This window comes from Mesorhizobium calcicola, assembly GCF_042682105.1.
GTDB lineage: Bacteria > Pseudomonadota > Alphaproteobacteria > Rhizobiales > Rhizobiaceae > Mesorhizobium > Mesorhizobium calcicola.
In genome coordinates this window covers 60,798-78,944 of sequence record NZ_JBHUGY010000035.1, presented here as the reverse complement: position 1 = coordinate 78,944, position 18,147 = coordinate 60,798, and the positions used below count along the sequence as shown (strand labels likewise).

The window sequence follows — 18,147 nt, the reverse complement described above, 5'->3', positions numbered from 1 at the left end:
AACGAACTCCGCCCTTAACTGACCCGCGGCCCGGATATAGACCGGAAAGTCGGATTGATAGTCCGCAGTGGGAGGGATCATGAAGGCCAGAGTCACGGCGAACGCGGCCTATACCGTCGCGGATATCGACAAACGTCTTTACGGCTCGTTTCTCGAGCATCTTGGCCGGGCGGTCTATACGGGCATCTACGAACCCGGACATCAGCAAGCGGACGCAGAGGGAATGCGCAGGGACGTGATCGAGTTGGTGCGTGCGCTCGACACTCCGATCTGCCGTTACCCGGGTGGCAATTTCGTGTCCGCCTACAATTGGGAAGACGGCATAGGCCCAAAGGAGAACCGCCCGCGGCGGCTCGATCTTGCCTGGCGTACCACGGAGCCGAACCTGGTTGGAATCCACGAATTCGCCGACTGGGCCGAAAAGGCCGGCACCGAGATGATGCTTGCGGTCAATCTCGGTTCCCGCGGCCTCGACGAGGCGCGGGCCTTCGTTGAATACGTCAACCACCCGGGCGGCAGCTACTGGTCCGACCTCAGGGCCAAGAACGGACGCGCGCAACCCTGGAACTGCCGTCTCTGGTGTCTCGGCAATGAAATGGACGGTCCCTGGCAGGTCGGCCACAAGTCGGCGAGCGAATACGGCCATCTCGCCAACGAGACCGCCAAGGCGCTGCGTGGCCTCGACCCAACGGTGGAACTGGTCGTCTGCGGCTCGTCGCATTCCAATATGCCGACCTATCCGCAGTGGGAAGCAACCGTGTTGGAAGCGACCTACGAGCAGGTCGACTACATCTCTCTCCATATGTATTTCGAGAATTACGAGAAGAATACGGCCGAATATCTCGCTCTTCCGGCCAAGCTCGACCGCTACATTGGCACGGTCGCGGGCATCATCGACTACGTGAAGGCCAAGACCCGCTCGAAACGGGACGTGAAGATCTCCTTCGACGAGTGGAACGTCTGGTACCATCAGCGCAAGCAGGACGCTGAGCGCATGCGCGGCTGGGACTGGCCGGAAGCGCCCAGGCTTCTGGAAGACATCTACAATTTCGAGGACGTGCTGCAGGTCGGCTGCATCATCAACACCTTCATCCGCCGGTCGGATATTGTTCGCATCGCCTGCATTGCGCAACTGGTGAACGTTATCGCGCCGATCATGACCGATCCCGGCGGCAGCGCCTGGCGGCAGACGATCTACTGGCCTTTTATGCTGGCTTCCAAGCACGGCCGCGGCACCGCGCTGCAGCTCGCGGTCGAGGTGCCTACCTATGACGCGGCCGCGGCCGACAAGGTGCCATGGCTCGACATTACTGGCGTGCATGATTCGAACGCCGGCACGCTGACCTTCTTCGCAATCAACCGGCATGGGTCCGAGACGATAGAGGCCGACGTCGCCCTCGAGCGGTTCGCCGCCAAGTCCATCGAGCATACGATCATCCGTCATGACGATCTCGAGGCCTGCAACACGAAGGACGCGCCGGACAACGTATCACCGGTCAAAGGCAACGGGGCAGCGCTCAGCGGCAAGGGAATGACGCTGAACTTGCCGCCGCACTCCTACTCGATGGTGCGCGTGACACTCTGAGTTAATATCCGACTATCAGATATATACCGTAAAATCCGTTGCAGGCGGATTGGTTTGGTGTAGCATTGAAACGTTCAAGGCGGATCTAACCGCCGTACTCGGGAGGAAGCTGAGATGAACTTTCGCAGGATGATGGCCATAGCGGTGGTTGCGGCCGGAGGATTCTGGGCCGTCGCGGCCCAGGCCGAAGAAACCGTCATGTGGTGGGATTTCCTCGGCGGCGGCGACGGTGTGCGCATGAAGCAGATGATCACTGACTTCAACACCGCCCATGCCGGCAAGATCAAGATCGACGCCACGACGCTGGAGTGGGGCACGCCCTTCTACGCGAAGGTGCAGACCTCGGCCGCGGTCGGTGAGGCGGCAGACGTCATGACCTATCATGCCAGCCGCATCCCCCTGGCGGTGAGCCAGGACATACTCGAAGAAATCACCGCCGACGACATGAGCAAGATGGGCCTCTCGGCCTCGGACTTTGCCCAGACGACGATGGACGCGGTGACGGTCGACGGCAAGCAATACGCAGTGCCGCTCGATACCCATCCAATCGTCCTGTACTACAATCGCGTCCTCCTGAAGAAGGCAGGCGTGCTCGGCGACGACGGCCGTCCCGTGGGCATGGGCAACAAGGAGGAATTCACCGCGACACTGCAGAAGTTGAAGGATGCCGGCGTCGAGTTCCCGTTGGGCAGCGTCACCGCCGACGGCAACTTCATGTACCGCACCATTTATTCGCTGGTGTGCCAGCAAGGCGGCGAGCTTCTGACGGGCAACGAGTTCCTCGCCGGCGACAACGGCAAGAAGTTGGCGAACGCGTTGGCGGTTCTGCAAGGGTGGACGAAGGCCGGGCTGCAGTCGACCTATACGGACTATCCCGCAACCGTCGCCCTATTCACCTCGGGCAAGGCCGCAATGATGATCAACGGCGTCTGGGAAGTTCCCACGATGACCGACCTCGCCAAGCAAGGCAAGCTGTTCGACTGGGGCGCCGTCGAGATCCCGGTGATCTTCGACAAGCCATGCACCTATGCGGACAGCCATTCGTTCGCAATCCCGAAGAACAAGGGCAAGGAGATCAGCCCGGAAAAGCGTGCCGCCGTTCTCGAGGTGATCTCATGGATGGACAAGCACTCGCTGTTCTGGGCCACGGCAGGCCACATCCCGGCATACAAGCCAGTCACTGAGACGGCCGAATACAAGGCAATGCAGCCCAATGCGACCTACTCGACGCTGACGGCCAACATGATCTTCGATCCGAAGTCGCCCAAGGCTGGTGTCGCCGGACCGATCTTCGACATCATGTCCAATTATTTCGTGCCGACCCTCAACGGAGAGATGGACCCGGGCGAGGCGGTGAATTCCATCAAGGAAGAGTTGAACAGCATGTAAGGCTCAAGGCTGGGGCCGCCCTGCCCAGAACGGCCCCAGCCATATCTAAGGAAGAGCCATGCTTCGCAACTCCCGCACTGAACGTCTTGTCGCACTGGTGCTGGTCGCTCCCTTCCTGGCGATCTACTTGCTGGCGTTCGTCTATCCGACGGTCCAGATGTTTCGCATCTCCTTCACCGATGCGCCGCTGATCGGCGCGGGTCGGTGGGTTGGTCTCGACAACTATCTGCGGCTCGACAACGACCCGATGTTCCGGCGCGCGGTCTGGAACACCGCTTACTTCGTGCTGATGACGGTCGTCCCCGGGACGCTCATCGCCCTGTTGATCGCGCTTGGCGTGTCGCGCCTCAAGGGCCGGTTCCAGGCGATCGTGCTGGCGCTGTTCTTCCTGCCCTATATCCTGCCGGTGTCCGTCGTTTATCTGATCTGGGACTGGACGCTGAATTTCCAGTTCGGGATCGCGATGCATGTACTGGACTGGCTGGGGATCCCGCGCGTACCGGTCTTTAAGTCGCGCGTCTGGTTCTTGCCGGCGGTGGCTGGGGTGACGATCTGGTGGACCGCGGGCTTCTCGATCCTCCTCTTCCTCGCCGGATTGCGGTCCATACCACCGGAGATCTACGAAGCCGCGGCGCTCGACAACTCGACGCGATGGACCACGTTCCGGCGTATCACCTGGCCACTGCTATGGCCGATCACCTCGCTGGTATTAACCATCCAACTCATCCTGCAGCTCAAGATCTTCGATCAGGTCTATCTGTTCTCGATCGGCGGCCGGCCGAACGACAATATGGTGCTCGTCTACTACGTCTTCCAGAAGGCCTTCCAGCAGAACCAGGGAGGCAGGGCGGCGGCTGTCGCCGTCACCCTCTTCATGCTTGTGGTCGTCGTCTCGGTCCTGCAATTCCAACTGCTCCGGTTCGCCGAAAGGCGGCGCCGATGAACGCCATGGCTGCGCAACGCTGGAACTTTTGGGGCGGGATAATCACGGCATTGACGCTCGTCTGGGCCATCCTATGGGCGTTCCCGCTCTATTGGGGTGTGATCTCGTCGCTCAAACCGGACGACGAGGTGGTCCGGCCTTACGTCGAACTCTGGCCCGAGACGCCGACGCTGGAGAACTACATTGACGCCCTGACCACGACACAGATCGGCGCCTGGTACGTCAATTCGGTGGCTGTCGCGGTCGGCGTGACAGTCATCACCATCTTCATCTCGATGCTGTGCGGCTACGCAATCTCGCAGTTGCGGTTCCCGGGGCGGATCGCGCTATGGTGGCTGATCCTCGCTTCCTTCATGGTGCCAACTTCGGCGCTGATCATCAATCATTTCGTGCTGGTCGCCAACCTTGGCCTGCTCAACACCTGGGCCGGAATCATGTTGCCGCAGCTTATCCACCCCGTCATCATCATCGTGTACAAGCAGTTCTTCGATCAGGTCCCGAAGGACTTCCGCGAGGCTGCGGTCATGGACAATGCGTCTGAATTCGGGATCCTCTTCAAAATCTACATGCCGATGAACTGGGGGGTAACGACGGCGCTGTCGATCGTCTGCTTCATCTGGACGTGGAACGCGTTTTTGTGGCCGTTCCTCTCGGTGACCCGTACCGAGATGATGACGATCACCGTCGGTATCACGCAGGTCAATGATGCCTTCGGTGTCTACTACGCGCGCCAGCTGTCGGCAGCCGTACTGGCCGGCCTTCCGGTGGCACTAGCCTACCTCTTCTTCCAGCGCCGAGTAACCGAAGCGATAACGCTCTCGGCCGGTATCAAAGGCTAGCCTCGGACCGCAAGCGAACCGCAATGGCGGAGGGCACGAACCCGCTCGGCGGGCTCAGGCCCCGTCAGCGCGCGTGCCAGGTCGATCCGTCCGCGGCGAAGAGATGCAGGGCGGCGGTGTCGAACTTCAGCCGAACGGCGTCGCCCGGTTTGACGCTCGAAAGCCCGCGATCTTGTGCCGTCACCTGCGTCCCATCCGCGAGCCGCGCATAGACGAGCGTTCGCTCGCCAAGGCGCTCGACAACGGTGGCCGTGGCGGATGTTTCACCGCCTTCGGAGACGACAGTCAGCGATTCCGGCCGCACTCCGAGTTCGCGCCAATCCATGTTGACCGGCGCGCCAGGAAGTCCGACGAGCGATCCATCAGTCAAGCGCGCATTGAGCCTGTCGCCTGAGCCCGAAACCGAAACAGGCAGAATGTTCATCGCCGGAGACCCGACGAAGGTCGCGACGAATCGCGACGCCGGACGTGCATAGACCTCGTCGGGTCTTCCCATCTGCTCTATCCGGCAATCGTTGAGGATCACAATACGGTCGGCGAGCGTCATCGCTTCCACCTGGTCGTGGGTGACGTAGATCATCGTCGACTTCAAACGCTGATGCAGTTCGGCAAGCTCGACGCGTGTACGGGCTCGAAGCGCCGCATCTAGATTGGAGAGTGGCTCGTCGAACAGGAATGCCTTAGGCTCCTTGACGATCGCACGCCCGATGGCCACGCGCTGGCGCTGCCCGCCGGAGAGCTGCGACGGGCGACGGTTGAGCAGCGCTTCGATCTCCAGGATACGCGCGGCCTCAGCGATCCGTTGGCGTATAACATCCGGCGCGACCCGAATGTTCCTTAGCCCAAAGGCCATGTTCTCCGCGACTGTCATATGTGGGTAAAGCGCATAGTTCTGGAAGACCATCGCAACGTTGCGCCTGCCAGGCGCAAGGTTCTCCGAGCGCACCCCGTCGATCGTCAGCGTGCCCTCGTCAATGCTTTCGAGGCCGGCGATCATCCGGAGCAGCGTCGTCTTGCCAGAACCGGACGGACCGAGAAACACGACCAGCTCTCCTGGCTCAATGTCCAGGCTCACGTCGCGGATCACTTCGACAGCGCCAAAGTGCTTTGATACGCCCGACAGCGCGATTCCCGTCATGCTTTGCGATCCTTCTTTCCTGCATAATTTCGGATAAATACCCGATGTCAAGGATCGTGGGGCTACGGCACAATGAGCGGCCTCATCCCTGGTCCCCGGAACAGTTACCAGCTACCCTGCCAAAAGCCGACGATCTGCTGTCAGCCAATAGCCGCGGACAGCTTCGCGCCGCGAAATTGCCATTCCCCAGCTGGGCCGCAGCCGATCGACGTGATCCACAAGATCGACTTTGCGGTCGGCGAAGGATCGGCTTTCGTCGGGATGCGGCAAGGCGCCCCTGCTCCTGAAATCTGAATCCGCCTCTAACTCAAAGAGATAGAGCATGATGTCGTCCGAAAACCGCTTCACGCTTTTCGGCATCATGCTCAGATCACCGTTTCTCCTCCATCGACAACCAGAATCTGCCCCGTCATGTATGAGGACCGGTCGGACACCAGAAACAGCACTGCCTCCGCGATTTCCTCGACGCTTGCCCAACGGCCAAGCGGCACCCTTTCGCGGATGTAGGCTTCGATGGCTTCCCGGCCTCCCATCTGGGCGATGAAAGGTGCATTGAAGGGCGTGTCCACCCAACCGGGGCAAAGCGCGTTGACGCGAACGCCGAAGCGGCCAAAGTCGCCCGCCATCTGCTTCGTCATCGCGATCACCGCGTGCTTGGTCGTGGTATAGGCGATCATCTCACGGTCGTAGAGCACGCCGGAGCTCGACGATGTGTTGAGGATGACCCCGCGACCTGCCTCTTTCATAAACGGCATGACGATGCGGGCGCCGAGGAAATGAGCCCGCACGTTGAGCGTCCAGGACGTGTCGAAGCCTTTGACACTCACACCAAGCACGTCGCCCTCGACCTGTACGCCGGCATGATTGTGGAGGATATCGATCCTGCCTTGAGTGTGGATGAAATCGCGAAAGCCGGCTTCAAGGGCCTTGTCGTCTGTTAGGTCGAACACAAGCGCTTTCGCCTGGCCACCCGCCGCACGGATCTGTTCGACGGTCGCGTTTGCGCCGTCAGCACTGCGATCCGCGACGCCGACCATCGCACCCTCGCGCGCGATGATCAGCGCTGCCGCCTTGCCGATGCCAGATCCTGCCCCGGTCACGATCGCCGTCCTGTCCTTCAGGATCATGCTTCACCACCCTTTCTCCCCGGCTCGTAATCCTGCATCATCCGGCGGGTGAGCTCGCCCGCTTTGTTGCGCGCCGATCAACCTCTGAGGAAAAGACAGGCATGTACGACTTCGGCCCCTTCAAGTTCGAGTCGAAGCAGGATTTTTTCGACAAGGCAATCCGTTTCTGGAATCCCGACAAGACCAGGTTCTGGCAGAAAGCCGGGATCGATCTCGTGATCGGCAGGCGGGAGGGCTATTTTCTCTACGACATGTCGGGGCGCCGCCTGATCGACCTGCACCTGAATGGTGGCACCTACAATCTCGGTCACCGCAATCCGGAGCTCGTAGAGACGCTGAAGAGCGCGCTCGACTATTTCGACATCGGCAATCACTGGTTCCCGTCCGTCGCGCGAACGGCTCTGGCCGAATCCCTCGTCAATGTCTCGCCGGGAATGAGATACGCGATCTTTGCGCCAGGCGGCGCGGAGGCGGTGGACATCGCCATCAAGAGCGCTCGCTATGCCACCAAGCGGCGCAAGATCGTGTCGATCATCAAAGGTTATCACGGACATTCGGGGCTCGCGGTAGCGACCGGCGACGATCGCTTCACCAAGATCTTTCTCTCCGACCAACCGGAGACGTTCATCCAGGTTCCCTTCAACGATATCGATGCCATGGAGAAGGCGCTCAAGGGCGAGGACGTCGCGGCGTTGATTGTCGAGACGATCCCCGCCACTTACGGCTTCCCGATGCCGAAAGACGGCTATCTCAACGCCTGCAAGGCGCTGTGCGAAAAGCATGGCGCGATGTACATCGCCGACGAGGTCCAGACCGGCCTGATGCGGACCGGCAGCATGTGGGGCTGGCAGGCCTATGGCGTCCAGCCGGACATCATGGTGACGGCAAAGGGCCTGTCCGGCGGCCTCTATCCGATCAGCGCGGCGCTGGTGAACGACAAGGCCGGCGGCTGGCTCAACGAGGATGGTGCGGCCCACATCTCGACCACCGGCGGGGCCGAGCTCGGCTGTGTCGTTGGCCACAAGGTCATCGAGATGCTGCAGCGGCCTGAACTGGTGGCCAATGTCGGCACAGTGACCGAGTTCATGGCACAGGCCATGCGCGAGATGCTGGTTCGTCACGGCGACATCTTCACCGGGGTGCGGCAGAAAGGCGTGATCCTCGGTCTGGAATTCAGCAATCACCCGGAAGGCGCTGTCTTCGTGTCGCGTGCACTCTACGAGCAGGGGGTCTGGGCGATCTTCTCATCGCTCGACAAACGGGTGCTGCAGTGGAAGCCCGGTATTCTTCTGGATCACGAAACCTGCCGGGACATCATGGATCGCTTCGACGCGGCAATGCCGCGCGCCCGGGAGTTGCTGCATCAGGCAGGCAAGGCGAGTTGACATGTCCCGAACCTGGTTGAAACTGCCAGGCGTCCAGTTCGAGCTGGCGGCCGGGCTTGCCGTGATCGCGCGGGTACTGGCAGGGGACAAGGGTGCAATGATCGGGCAGGACGGACAGTGACGGATTTCGACGCACTCACGCACGACCAGCAACTGGGCATCCTGCAGGAGACGGCGGAGACGGCCACCGCCAACTACGATCTGCCGGCGGACGTTTCCGTCGAGATGATCAACCTGTCGGAGAACGCGACCTACAAGATTGCGGCTCGCGACGGCCGGCGGTGGGCGCTCCGCATCCATCGCGACGGCTACCATTCAAGGACAGCCATCCAATCTGAACTGGCCTGGCTGGCCGATTTGCGCCAGACCGGGATCGTCCCCACACCCGTGCCGGTGGCGGGGAAGGACGGTGAGCAAATCCAGCTTGTCGGCCATGCCAGACTGGCGCAACCCCGCCATGTCGTGTTGTCGCAGTGGGAGACCGGTTCGGAGCCGGGCATGGGTGAGGCGCTCGCGGAACCTTTCGAGGTGCTGGGCGAGGTCACAGCCCGCATGCACATCCACGCCCGGCAGTGGCGGCGCCCTTCGTGGTTCAGCCGCCACGTGTGGGATTTCGATACGAGCCTCGGCGAGGAGAGCCCCCATTGGGGGCGCTGGCGTAACGGCATGGGCGTCGACGCCTCGAAAGCCAAGCTCTTTGGCCGCACCGCGGACCTGATCGGCCGCAGGCTCGCTGCCTTCGGCAAGGGCCATGACCGCTTCGGCCTTATTCATTGCGATCTGCGGCTCGCCAACCTGCTGATCGACGGCAAGACAGTGAAGGTCATCGACTTCGACGACTGCGGCTTTGGCTGGTATATGTATGACGCCGCGACGCCCATCTCTTTTTACGAGCACGAGCCGCAGGCTGCCGATCTTATCCAGTCGTGGACGACCGGCTATCGCCGCGTGCTTGACCTGCCCAAGGCGGACGAGGACGAGATCCCGACCTTCGTGATGCTGCGCCGCCTGCTGCTGATTGCGTGGATCGGCTCGCACGCGGAGACGGACCTCGCCAAGTCGATGGGCCTGCCCTATACCGAGGCAACGGTCGGGCTGTGCGAGGCGTATCTGAGCAAGTTTTGAACCACTCTATGCCAGTGCCTCCAGGCTCTCCGGCAGGATCTGGCCGCCATCGACAATGATTGTCTGTCCTGTCACGTAGCCTGCTTCCTTCGACGCAAAGTAGAGCGCGGCGTAGCCGATGTCCTCCACCGTCCCAAGCCGCTTGAGCGGGATCGAGGCTGCCATGGTCTTCTGATAGTCCTCGCCCAGGCCGGCAAGGCCCTCGGTGATAATGTTGCCCGGCATGACGGCGTTGACGGTGATGCCGTATTTCGCCAGCTCGATGCAGGCCGTTCGCATGAAGCCGAGCTGCCCAGCCTTGGTGGCGCCGTAGTGCGACCACCCGGGAAAACCGGTGACTGGGCCGGTGATCGACGACGTCAGCACGATGCGGCCCTGATCGGATTTCTTGAGATAGGGAACCACGGCCTTGACCGCATGGAAGGTGCCCTTGAGGTTGGTGTCGACAACCTCATCCCATTGTTCCGAAGTCATGTCTTCGAGCCGCGCCTGCGGGAAAATTCCAGCATTGGCGCACAACACATCAATGCACCCGTTTCTTGTGGCCACTGCCGCAAGCGCGCTCTCGATGCTTGCGAGTGAAGTCACGTCGCCAGCAACGCCGAAGGCTCCGTTGCCAATCTCGGCGGCCGCGGCTTCGGCCTGATCGACATGGCGCGCAATGATGGCGACCTTGGCGCCCGACAGCGCGAACACTCGCGCTATGCCCTTGCCGATGCCTTTCGATCCGCCGGTAACGACGACGGACCGACCCTTCAAAGACTGGGTCATGACTTGAAGCTCCAAAATGAGACGGGGACAGAGTGATGCTCCGTCCCCGTTGATGCAAGAAATCCAGGGCGAGGAATGCCCTAGCCTTCGTTCACCATGTGACCGATGTTCTCGTAAGCTTTGGGGTTGGCGGACTTCAACACGAAGCCCCAGATCAGGCCGACGACAAGGATCGCAAGCCCCACATAGGGGATGCTCCTGGCAAAGCCGTTGGTGCCGCCCAGGGTCGCCAGATTGGCCACCAGCGTGTAGACGAGGACCAGCTGGACAACCAGCGAGATCAACGGCGCGATGACAGTCGTCAGCACGCCGCCGCCGCCGTTCTTCTTGAACCACATGAAGATGGCCAGCGAGACAACTGCCTGTAGCACCAGCAGCAGTCCGGTGCCTAGCACCGCAAACAGCGTATAGACACCGAGCCAGGCCTGTCCCGACGGATCGTCGAAGCCGTAGCCCAGACCGTAGAGCAGGACCCAGATCGCCGCCAGCACGGACTGCAGCGCCGAGGCCTTGTGGGGGCTCTTGTGGTGATCATGCGTCTCCGCGATCACCTGTGGCAAAACGCCCTCGCGTGCCAGCGAGTACAGGTAGCGGGAAGCGGTGTTGTGGAAGGCCATGCCGCAGGCGAAGGAACTGGTCAGGATGAGAAGCGACATCAACTGGTAGCCCCAGCCGCCGACAAAATTCTGAATGGGTGTCAGGAAGAAGTTCACTCCGTCGGAGAATGCCTTGGCCACCATGTCGGCCTCGGTGGGATAGGCTGCCACCGCGCACCAGCTGACGAAAGTGTAGAAGACTCCAAGGCCAATGACCGAAATCAGTAGCGATTGCGGAATGATGCGCTTCGGATCGCGGGATTCCTCGGCATAGTTCGGAGCCATCTCGAAGCCGACCCAGGACCAGAACGCCATGAAAATGCCGACGGCCGCCGCGCCCGCCGGTATGGCCACGGTTCCGACTGTCTGCTCGGCGACAGGCGTGAACACCTTGAACACATTCAACGAGTCACCGGAAAAGCTCGTCCCGCCGTTGGCGAAAAGCACACCCAGCGAGAAGATCATGAGCATGATCACTTCAAGAACGAGAGCTATGCCGAGCAGCCGTGCCGACACTTTCACGTCGCGGTAGGCAAGCGCCGCGATGACCACGATCATGGCCAAGGCGAGGACGATCCACGGCACGTTGATGCCGAAGTGCTGGGAAATCCACAAATTGCCGAAAAATGCGAACAGCCCGGTCAGCGAGGCCTCGAACAGCGAGTAGCAGGCGAGCGAGCCTATGCCCGCCGACATTCCGACCTCACGGCCGAGCCCCTGGCTGATGAAGGAGTAGAAGCCGCCGACGGACGAGACCCTCGATGCCATCGCGGCATAGCCGACCGAGAAGATGGTCAGCACGATCGTCGCCATCAGGAAGGCGGCAGGGGTATATTTGCCGATGCCGTAGCCCGCGGCGAACGGGACATTGCCTAGCATCGCCGACATCGGCGCCGCGCCGGTGACGGCGAGAAAGAGCACTCCGGCGAGCCCCACGGCCTTCGAGTGCAAAAGGTTGATGCTGTTACTTTTCGAGACGTCGATCGTCCCGCGTGCAGTTTCTATGGCCATGAAGCCCTCTCCATTCGTGACAGCTGTATGCAGGTCCCCGCACATGGCGGCCGATGTGTCCCGGCCTGCGCGTGCAGCCATGACACTACGGACGCAGCGTCACTTTGCCAAGGCCATGATTTTGCAAAGCTCGCCGCTCGACATCACGTGGCAGTAGATCATGTTGATGATTTCGAGCTCCTTGCGATGAAGCTCCTCGGTCGCCGCCGCGCAGCAATCCTCGAGCACGATGACCGCATAGCTTTCATCCGCCAGGCTGCGCACAGTCGAAGACACGCACTGGTCTGTGAAGATACCGCAGCAGATGACATTCCTGACGCCGAGATTGTGAAGGATCAGGCGCAGATTCGTTCCCGTCAGCGCGGAATCGGTGGTCTTGGTCACCACGATCTCGTCACCGGCCGGCTGAAGCTCGGCAACCAGCTGCGACGGTGCGTCGTTCTTTGGCAGCAGCAAATTGTTCCAGCCCGGCATTTTCTGAGAGAGCGAGCGGTCGCGCCCGTCCTTGGTGTGGCAGGCGATACGGGCAAAAAGGCATTCGATGCCATTTTGCCGTGCCAGCGCGAGCAATCGCGCCGTGTTCGGTATGACCGTGCCGTGCATGCGCTCGTGGAACGGTGTCCACAGATCGTAGCGGTGCTGTTCCTGCGGCGAAAGGGACGCGCGATCCGGCCGCTCCAGGTAGGTGTTCTGAACGTCGATGACCAGGATGGCGGTTTGCCCCGGCACCAGCACCGGATCATCCGGCTCGGGTGCACCAATGTAATAGAGTGAACGGAATCCGGTTTTCCAGCTCATGCGATCCTTCAGAAACGGAACGTGAAGAGGCCTCGCGCCGCATAGGTCTCGGCGGCCTCTTCGATGAAACGGGCGATACGTTCGGCCTGGTAGGTGCCGCGCATCGTGGCGGCGGCCTCGAGCAATTCTTGCTTGGATTTGGCGCGGCCGGGGCGCAGCAGTTCGTATACCTGCATGATGAAATCCTGCGGCACCTCGACAAGCTCTGCCCCCCGCTCGAAGTTGAGGGCCAGTGTCGGCCGTCCGACATCGCGCGCCACATCGGCCTGCGCCTGCAGCGCTTGTGGTGTGATGCGAAGGTCTTCCATCGTCACGTCGCCCGCAAGCACCGAATCCAGCGTTATCTCAGCAAGCGACTTGCCGCGCTTGCCCGTCACGGCGCCGGGTTGTGTTTCGGCGAGCGGATAGTCGGCGCGTGTGTGGGTCACGATTTCACCCCCGTCAGGGTGACGTCGACCTCTTCGGGAGCCGCACCGGCCTCCGTCAGTCCGGTTTCGATGGCGTAGATGAGGGCGACGCGGGCGTGGTAGCGAGACCCCATGGCCTCGCCCCGCTGCGGCACGACGATGGGCTCCGGCATTTCACCCAGCGCATAGGCCGCCGCATTGGCACCCAGCGCGCGATAGTGCTCGAGCCTGGTGATCGGCGCATTGGAAAACAGTTCCAGATTGTTGTGCGGCTGGCGGTCACGCTGATGGATGACGGCCGTGCCCTTGGCCTGGATACCGATACCGATGCCGCTGCCGGCAAGCCGCGCGGCGGACAGACCGAGGAAGGACGTATCCGCCGTGTGGCGGAAGCGAACGACGCGCGCCTTGAGCCCGCGCGCGCGGATCGCATCCAGCATGGCGCCAAGCACCTCGGACAGCCGATGTCCGGCCGTCGTTCGGTAAAGCTTCAAGCCGAAGGCCGGGCTGATGCCGATGACCACGTCGTCGTTTGCCGACCCGGTGGCTGCCGGTCCAAGGTTGCGATAGCGGATGTGCCTTGCCTCGTCCTTCTCGTGCAGGGCTTCGGAGCGCAGCACTTCCTTCTGATCCAGCACATCGCGGATGTCGTTGAGTTGCAGGCGCCGTTCTTCAGAGACGCGATAGCCGGAGCCGGGACCGAGATAGTCGTTCGGATCGTTCACCGCGCTTACGATCCGCCCGTTGCGGATCATGGCCGAGGTCTGGAGATAGTCTCCGGACAGGCGCAGCTTCACCACGTTCAAAAGATTCTCTGCCTCTTCGCGGAAACCGCGGTTGGCCAGCGCCTTGACCACGTCGATCACGGTGATCCCGCGCTCCTTGATGGCCTCGCTGACGAATGTCACGTCGCGCGGCATCAGGCTGCGTGTATCGTCGGACCCGGACGCATAGACCACACTGGTCTTCATGTCCTCGGTCGGCGTCGAAAGGCCGAGTTCCTCGAACACGGCGGCGATCGCCTCCACCGCCCGCTCGCGCAACTCGATCGCGCGTGACTCGGGCAGTGGCGTCAACCCGCCATCGGCCTCGAAATCCCGCTGCAGCACAAGATAGTCTTCCAATTCCTCGCCGTTGATCAGCGACGGGTTGAACGAATTGTCGTATTTCAGGATCGATCCCATCCCGGAGCAGATCAGGTCCGAGCCGGCAATGAGGTAGGGAAGGATCTTGGCGCCGACGCGAATTTCCGATTCGGTGGAGCGCGCGTCATTGCCAGACGCGCATTCGAGATCGAGCCAGACGGCGATGAGGTTCTCGGCCATCAGCTCGCGAACACCACCTGGAACCGTGGCGGTCAAAGGCGCTCCGTCGATGCCGCCATTCTGCGTGCCTTGCACCCCCATGCCACGCTGCAGGCAGAGGCAGCGCGCCTCCAGGTAAAGCAGCGATTTTGCCTCATGGAAGCCCATCAGCAACTCGGAGCCGGCACCCGACGTGCAGCGCATCTTGACGCCGCGCGAGGCATAGGCGGCCGCGAGAAATGCCTTGGACCATGGCGTGTCGTCACCATCGGTGAACGATTTCTCGGTGCCGTAGACGGAAACGGTTTCGGCATAGGACGTGAAGCCGGCCATGGCGATGCGCAGTTCCTCCGCTTCCTCGCTGGAGCACTGGAACAGCGTTCCCCAGCGGCCCACCGCGCCGCCTACCGCACACGCCACCGCGTTGGACCAGGCATTGCGCGATACGCGCATCGTTGTCTCGATCTCGTCGAAGCCAAAGGCGACGGCGGTTGCGGCATCCGCGGCGAGCTGGAGCGGGTCGTCCTTGGCGTTGGTGACATGTGCCTGGTTGCCCGGCGTCTTGCGGGCTCGCATCTTCGAGTAGGCGAAGGCGATCTCCAGGGCGTTGAGCTGCGACACGACCTCAGCGAGTTTCGCAGGTGTCATGCCGTGGGCGAGCCGCACGAGCTTTTCGCGCGGAACGTTCATGTCGACCAGCCAGCGCGCAACGGTCGCTGACTCCAGGGCCATCGCTTCCGGCGCCACTTCCGGGTCGATGTGATGGCGAGCAATGAAGCGATCGATCATATCGTAGTCGTGTTCGAGCACGCCATCGAGCGACACGACGCGCCCGCCTTTGATGCCGATGCCAGGTTTCGGATCGGCCGGGCTGGAGAAAGCGGAGAAGCCATTGGCGGGGTCTTCCGCCGCAAACTTGTCCAGACGCAACGGCCGCTCGTCCCAGTCAGCGAAGCGCTTCCAGCGGTTCAGTTTCGGTATCATGCGTGCGTTTCCCGACCTGACGGAAAGACTAGTGAATGCCCACTCGTCACACAATGGCCTGGATCGAACGTTGCAAAACCTGAGCGCTTCGATCCGTCTTCGAGCGTTCGGCCCGCTGCTCTCCGTAGAGAGGTTCACACGCTCGCTCGTCCAGGTCATCTTCGGCAGAGTTTAGTGCGCACTTTGCTTGACCAGCCAATCTCTGACAGATGCCACATGGCCGGTAACTTCCAGGGTCTTGGGCCAAGCGACATTGAATGACTTGCCGGTGCGATGAATGTGATTGGTTAGTCGTATCAAGGTTCCAGTGCTTACCAGTCGATCGGTCAGATGTGCCCAACCGAGCGCTATCCCGTGTCCTTCCACGACGGACTGAATGACCGAGACATAGTCGTTGATGCGAAGACCTTGTGGGGCAAGGGTCCCGTCAACCCCGGCGGCGGCCAACCAGTCAGGCCAGGTTACGGCCGGCCTATGCGGTTCATCCAAGTGGATCAGGCGGTGCCTGCATAAGTCTTCGATCGTTTGCGGCGTTCCGTAGCGGGCGAGATAGGAAGGGCTGCACAAAGGATATATCTCCTCCGGTGCCATCGGCAGCAGGCGGTAATCCGGCCAGTCGTCATCGTCTCCGCCACGAATTCCGAGGGGGATGCCTTCAGCGGCAAGATCGAGATCACGATCGCTGGTTTGGATGCGTAACTCTATTCCTGGCAACTCTTCTCGAAAACGTTGCAGCCTGGGTACGATCCACAGAGTGGCGAATGCGGTCGATGCCGACAACGTGACGTGATTTCCGCCGGCGGATGCTTTCAAGCGTTCCGCGGACTTCTGAATATGAGAAAGGCCGAAAGTCACGTCGGCAAAGAAGCGGGCGCCCGGTTCGGTGAGTTCGACTTTTCGATGCCGGCGGACAAAAAGCTTTGTACCGAACTGCTCCTCAAGGCGTATGATCGAGAGCGAAACCGCTGCTTGCGACAGGCCGAGTTCCTTGGCTGCTGCCGTGAAATTGAGCAAACGTCCCGCTGCCTCAAAAGCCACGAGGCCGTTCGCAGACGGGAGCAGATGACGCAAGCTAGCCATAACTCCAGCTTATTGCATTGATTAGAAATTTCCAGCGTCACAGCCGTTTTCCGTCGCGCTAAGTTGACTGGCCACAGGAGGATAGAGTTGCCATGAACGCACCGGCCGTCGAAGTGACCGAACACGCCAACCGACGAGGCGGCGGCCGCCTGGGGCGCAAGGCGTTGCGGGGAATTCCCATGGCGTCTTTTCCGACCCTGGTCCGCAAGATTCCCGTGTACGAGATGGTCCCGGATGAGGCGGTGGAATTGATCCACGAGGAATCGCTCTTGATCCTCGAAGAGGTGGGATGCGAATTCCGCGATGACGAGGCCATTGCGCTGTGGAAGGCGGCGGGAGCCGATGTTTCCGAGACACGCGTCCGTATCGACCGGGCGCTCTTGATGGAACTTGTCTCCAAGGTGCCGCCGGAATTCACCCTCAATGCCCGCAACCCCGAGCGCACCGTCCGCGTCGGCGGAAAGAATTCCATCTTTGTGCCGATGTATGGCGCACCTTATGTTCGCGACCTCGACAACAACAGGCGCTATGGCACGCTTGCCGACCTCAACAATTTCCACAAGCTCGCCTACATGGCGCCGGCGCTGCACTCGTCGAGCTCGGTCATCTGCGAGCCGATGGAAATTGCGGTGCCAAAGCGCCACCTCCACATCATCCATTCGGCGCTGAAGCATTCCGACAAGCCGTTCATGGGCATCGTGACATCCAAGGAACGGGCCGAAGACACGATGGCTATGGCAGGTATCGTGTTTGGCGAGGACTATGTCCGCGACAACCCGGTGCTGGTTTCGATCACCAACTGCAATTCGCCGCTGGTCTGGGATGCCACCATGCTGGACGCCATGAAGGTCTATGCGCGCCACAATCAGCCGCTGATCCTCGCGCCCTTCGCGCTGTGCGGCGCCTCGACCTCGGCCTCGGCCGTCGGCGCTGTTGCGCAGGTTAATGCGGAAGCACTCGCCGGCGTCGCGTTCACACAGCTGCTGCGCCCAGGTTCGCCGCAGCTCTACGGCCAGTTCATGGTTACGGTCGACATGAAGACCGGCGCGCCAATGGGCGGCACGCCGGAGGCGGCCCAGATGATGTATCTGATGGGCGCACTGGCGCGGAAATACCGGCTGCCGTGGCGCACCTCGGGTTTCCATGTCGGGTCGAAGCTGAACGACGCCCAGGCGGGCTACGAGGCGAACATGCTGATGCATGCCGCCATCCTTGCCGGCGCCAACTACATCTGGCATTCCGCCGGATGGCTCGAGGCCGGCTTGAGCTGCGGCTATTCAAAATTCGCGACCGACTGCGAACAGCTCGTTGGCTGGTACAAATATGCGGGAGGGCTGCCGTTCGACGATTTCAAGGAGGCGATGGCGGCAGTCCGCGAGGTGGGACCGCAGGGCCATTTCCTCGGCACCAAACACACGCTCGAACATTTCGAGTCCGCCTTCTTCATACCCAGCATCATGGACTTCAATTCGTACGAACAGTGGAAGGCTGAAGGCGCAAAAGACCACGACACGCGCGGTCGCGAGAAGGCGCGCAACATGCTCGCGGATTATGAGGAACCGAAGCTCGACGAGGGCATCGCCGAAGGCTTGAAGGATTTCATCGCGCGCCGCGAGGAGGCGCTGCCAAACAGCGTCAGTTGACGCGACGGACGAACAACTAACG

16 protein-coding genes are annotated in these 18,147 nt (G+C 61.3%); 7 read left to right on the top strand and 9 right to left on the bottom strand.

Translation table 11 applies throughout. The annotated features are described in order from the left end of the window. Window positions 1-79: 79 nt before the first annotated feature. The 4 genes from arfA (at window position 80) to ACFSQT_RS23485 (ending at window position 4,756) form a co-directional block, all read left to right on the top strand. Window positions 80-1,585, top strand: a complete 1,506-nt coding sequence (arfA, locus tag ACFSQT_RS23500; RefSeq protein ID WP_379022626.1) for an arabinosylfuranosidase ArfA — start codon at window positions 80-82, stop codon at window positions 1,583-1,585. 114 nt (window positions 1,586-1,699) lie between these two features. Then, window positions 1,700-2,974 carry an extracellular solute-binding protein gene (locus ACFSQT_RS23495; protein WP_379022624.1) on the top strand — a complete coding sequence of 425 codons (1,275 nt, stop codon included), beginning with the start codon at window positions 1,700-1,702 and terminating at the stop codon, window positions 2,972-2,974. 58 nt (window positions 2,975-3,032) lie between these two features. After that, window positions 3,033-3,917 carry a carbohydrate ABC transporter permease gene (locus ACFSQT_RS23490; RefSeq protein WP_379022622.1) on the top strand — a complete coding sequence of 295 codons (885 nt, stop codon included), beginning with the start codon at window positions 3,033-3,035 and terminating at the stop codon, window positions 3,915-3,917. Continuing rightward, a complete protein-coding gene (locus tag ACFSQT_RS23485; protein WP_379022620.1) occupies window positions 3,914-4,756 on the top strand; it encodes a carbohydrate ABC transporter permease in 843 nt (280 codons plus the stop codon). Before ACFSQT_RS23490 ends, ACFSQT_RS23485 begins: the two co-directional genes overlap by 4 nt. Before the next feature lie 64 nt (window positions 4,757-4,820). Here the strand turns inward: ACFSQT_RS23485 and ACFSQT_RS23480 are convergent, their stop codons facing one another. The 3 genes from ACFSQT_RS23480 to ACFSQT_RS23470 all read right to left on the bottom strand — a co-directional run bounded on the left by ACFSQT_RS23480 (window position 4,821) and on the right by ACFSQT_RS23470 (window position 7,021). Further along, window positions 4,821-5,894, bottom strand: coding sequence for an ABC transporter ATP-binding protein (locus ACFSQT_RS23480; RefSeq protein WP_379022618.1), 1,074 nt, complete (start codon window positions 5,892-5,894; stop codon window positions 4,821-4,823). A gap of 111 nt (window positions 5,895-6,005) precedes the next feature. Next, window positions 6,006-6,257: a hypothetical protein gene (locus ACFSQT_RS23475; RefSeq protein WP_379022616.1), complete on the bottom strand. Its 252-nt coding sequence runs from the start codon at window positions 6,255-6,257 to the stop codon at window positions 6,006-6,008. Window positions 6,258-6,259: 2 nt separating this feature from the next. Beyond that, window positions 6,260-7,021, bottom strand: coding sequence for an SDR family NAD(P)-dependent oxidoreductase (locus ACFSQT_RS23470; protein ID WP_379022614.1), 762 nt, complete (start codon window positions 7,019-7,021; stop codon window positions 6,260-6,262). A 101-nt stretch (window positions 7,022-7,122) separates the two neighbouring features. Here ACFSQT_RS23470 and ACFSQT_RS23465 point away from each other — a divergent pair, with 101 nt between their 5' ends. Together ACFSQT_RS23465 and ACFSQT_RS23460 are read left to right on the top strand one after the other, a co-directional pair. Continuing rightward, window positions 7,123-8,406, top strand: a complete 1,284-nt coding sequence (locus ACFSQT_RS23465) for a class-III pyridoxal-phosphate-dependent aminotransferase (RefSeq protein ID WP_379022612.1) — start codon at window positions 7,123-7,125, stop codon at window positions 8,404-8,406. A 117-nt stretch (window positions 8,407-8,523) separates the two neighbouring features. After that, the gene (locus ACFSQT_RS23460; RefSeq protein ID WP_379022610.1) at window positions 8,524-9,531 is read left to right on the top strand and encodes a phosphotransferase enzyme family protein; all 1,008 of its coding nucleotides are present in this window, start codon (window positions 8,524-8,526) and stop codon (window positions 9,529-9,531) included. A gap of 6 nt (window positions 9,532-9,537) precedes the next feature. On the opposite strand, the gene fabG is transcribed toward ACFSQT_RS23460, so the two are convergent. The 6 genes from fabG to ACFSQT_RS23430 form a co-directional block, all read right to left on the bottom strand. Then, window positions 9,538-10,302 (bottom strand): 3-oxoacyl-ACP reductase FabG, encoded by a 765-nt coding sequence (gene fabG, locus ACFSQT_RS23455; protein ID WP_379022608.1) that lies wholly within the window; start codon window positions 10,300-10,302, stop codon window positions 9,538-9,540. An 80-nt stretch (window positions 10,303-10,382) separates the two neighbouring features. Then, window positions 10,383-11,909, bottom strand: a complete 1,527-nt coding sequence (locus tag ACFSQT_RS23450) for an APC family permease (protein WP_379022606.1) — start codon at window positions 11,907-11,909, stop codon at window positions 10,383-10,385. Between the two features lie 99 nt (window positions 11,910-12,008). Next, the gene (locus ACFSQT_RS23445; protein ID WP_379022604.1) at window positions 12,009-12,707 is read right to left on the bottom strand and encodes a cysteine hydrolase family protein; all 699 of its coding nucleotides are present in this window, start codon (window positions 12,705-12,707) and stop codon (window positions 12,009-12,011) included. Between the two features lie 8 nt (window positions 12,708-12,715). Further along, on the bottom strand, window positions 12,716-13,135 hold the full coding sequence (locus ACFSQT_RS23440; RefSeq protein WP_379022602.1) for a diol dehydratase small subunit: 420 nt from the start codon (window positions 13,133-13,135) through the stop codon (window positions 12,716-12,718). After that, window positions 13,132-15,402: a propanediol/glycerol family dehydratase large subunit gene (locus tag ACFSQT_RS23435; RefSeq protein WP_379022600.1), complete on the bottom strand. Its 2,271-nt coding sequence runs from the start codon at window positions 15,400-15,402 to the stop codon at window positions 13,132-13,134. The genes ACFSQT_RS23440 and ACFSQT_RS23435 overlap by 4 nt, the downstream gene beginning before the upstream one ends. A 171-nt stretch (window positions 15,403-15,573) precedes the next feature. Next, on the bottom strand, window positions 15,574-16,482 hold the full coding sequence (locus tag ACFSQT_RS23430; RefSeq protein WP_379022598.1) for a LysR substrate-binding domain-containing protein: 909 nt from the start codon (window positions 16,480-16,482) through the stop codon (window positions 15,574-15,576). A gap of 92 nt (window positions 16,483-16,574) precedes the next feature. On the opposite strand from ACFSQT_RS23430, the gene ACFSQT_RS23425 reads away from it, so the two are divergent. After that, the gene (locus ACFSQT_RS23425; protein WP_379022596.1) at window positions 16,575-18,125 is read left to right on the top strand and encodes a trimethylamine methyltransferase family protein; all 1,551 of its coding nucleotides are present in this window, start codon (window positions 16,575-16,577) and stop codon (window positions 18,123-18,125) included. Window positions 18,126-18,147: the final 22 nt, after the last annotated feature.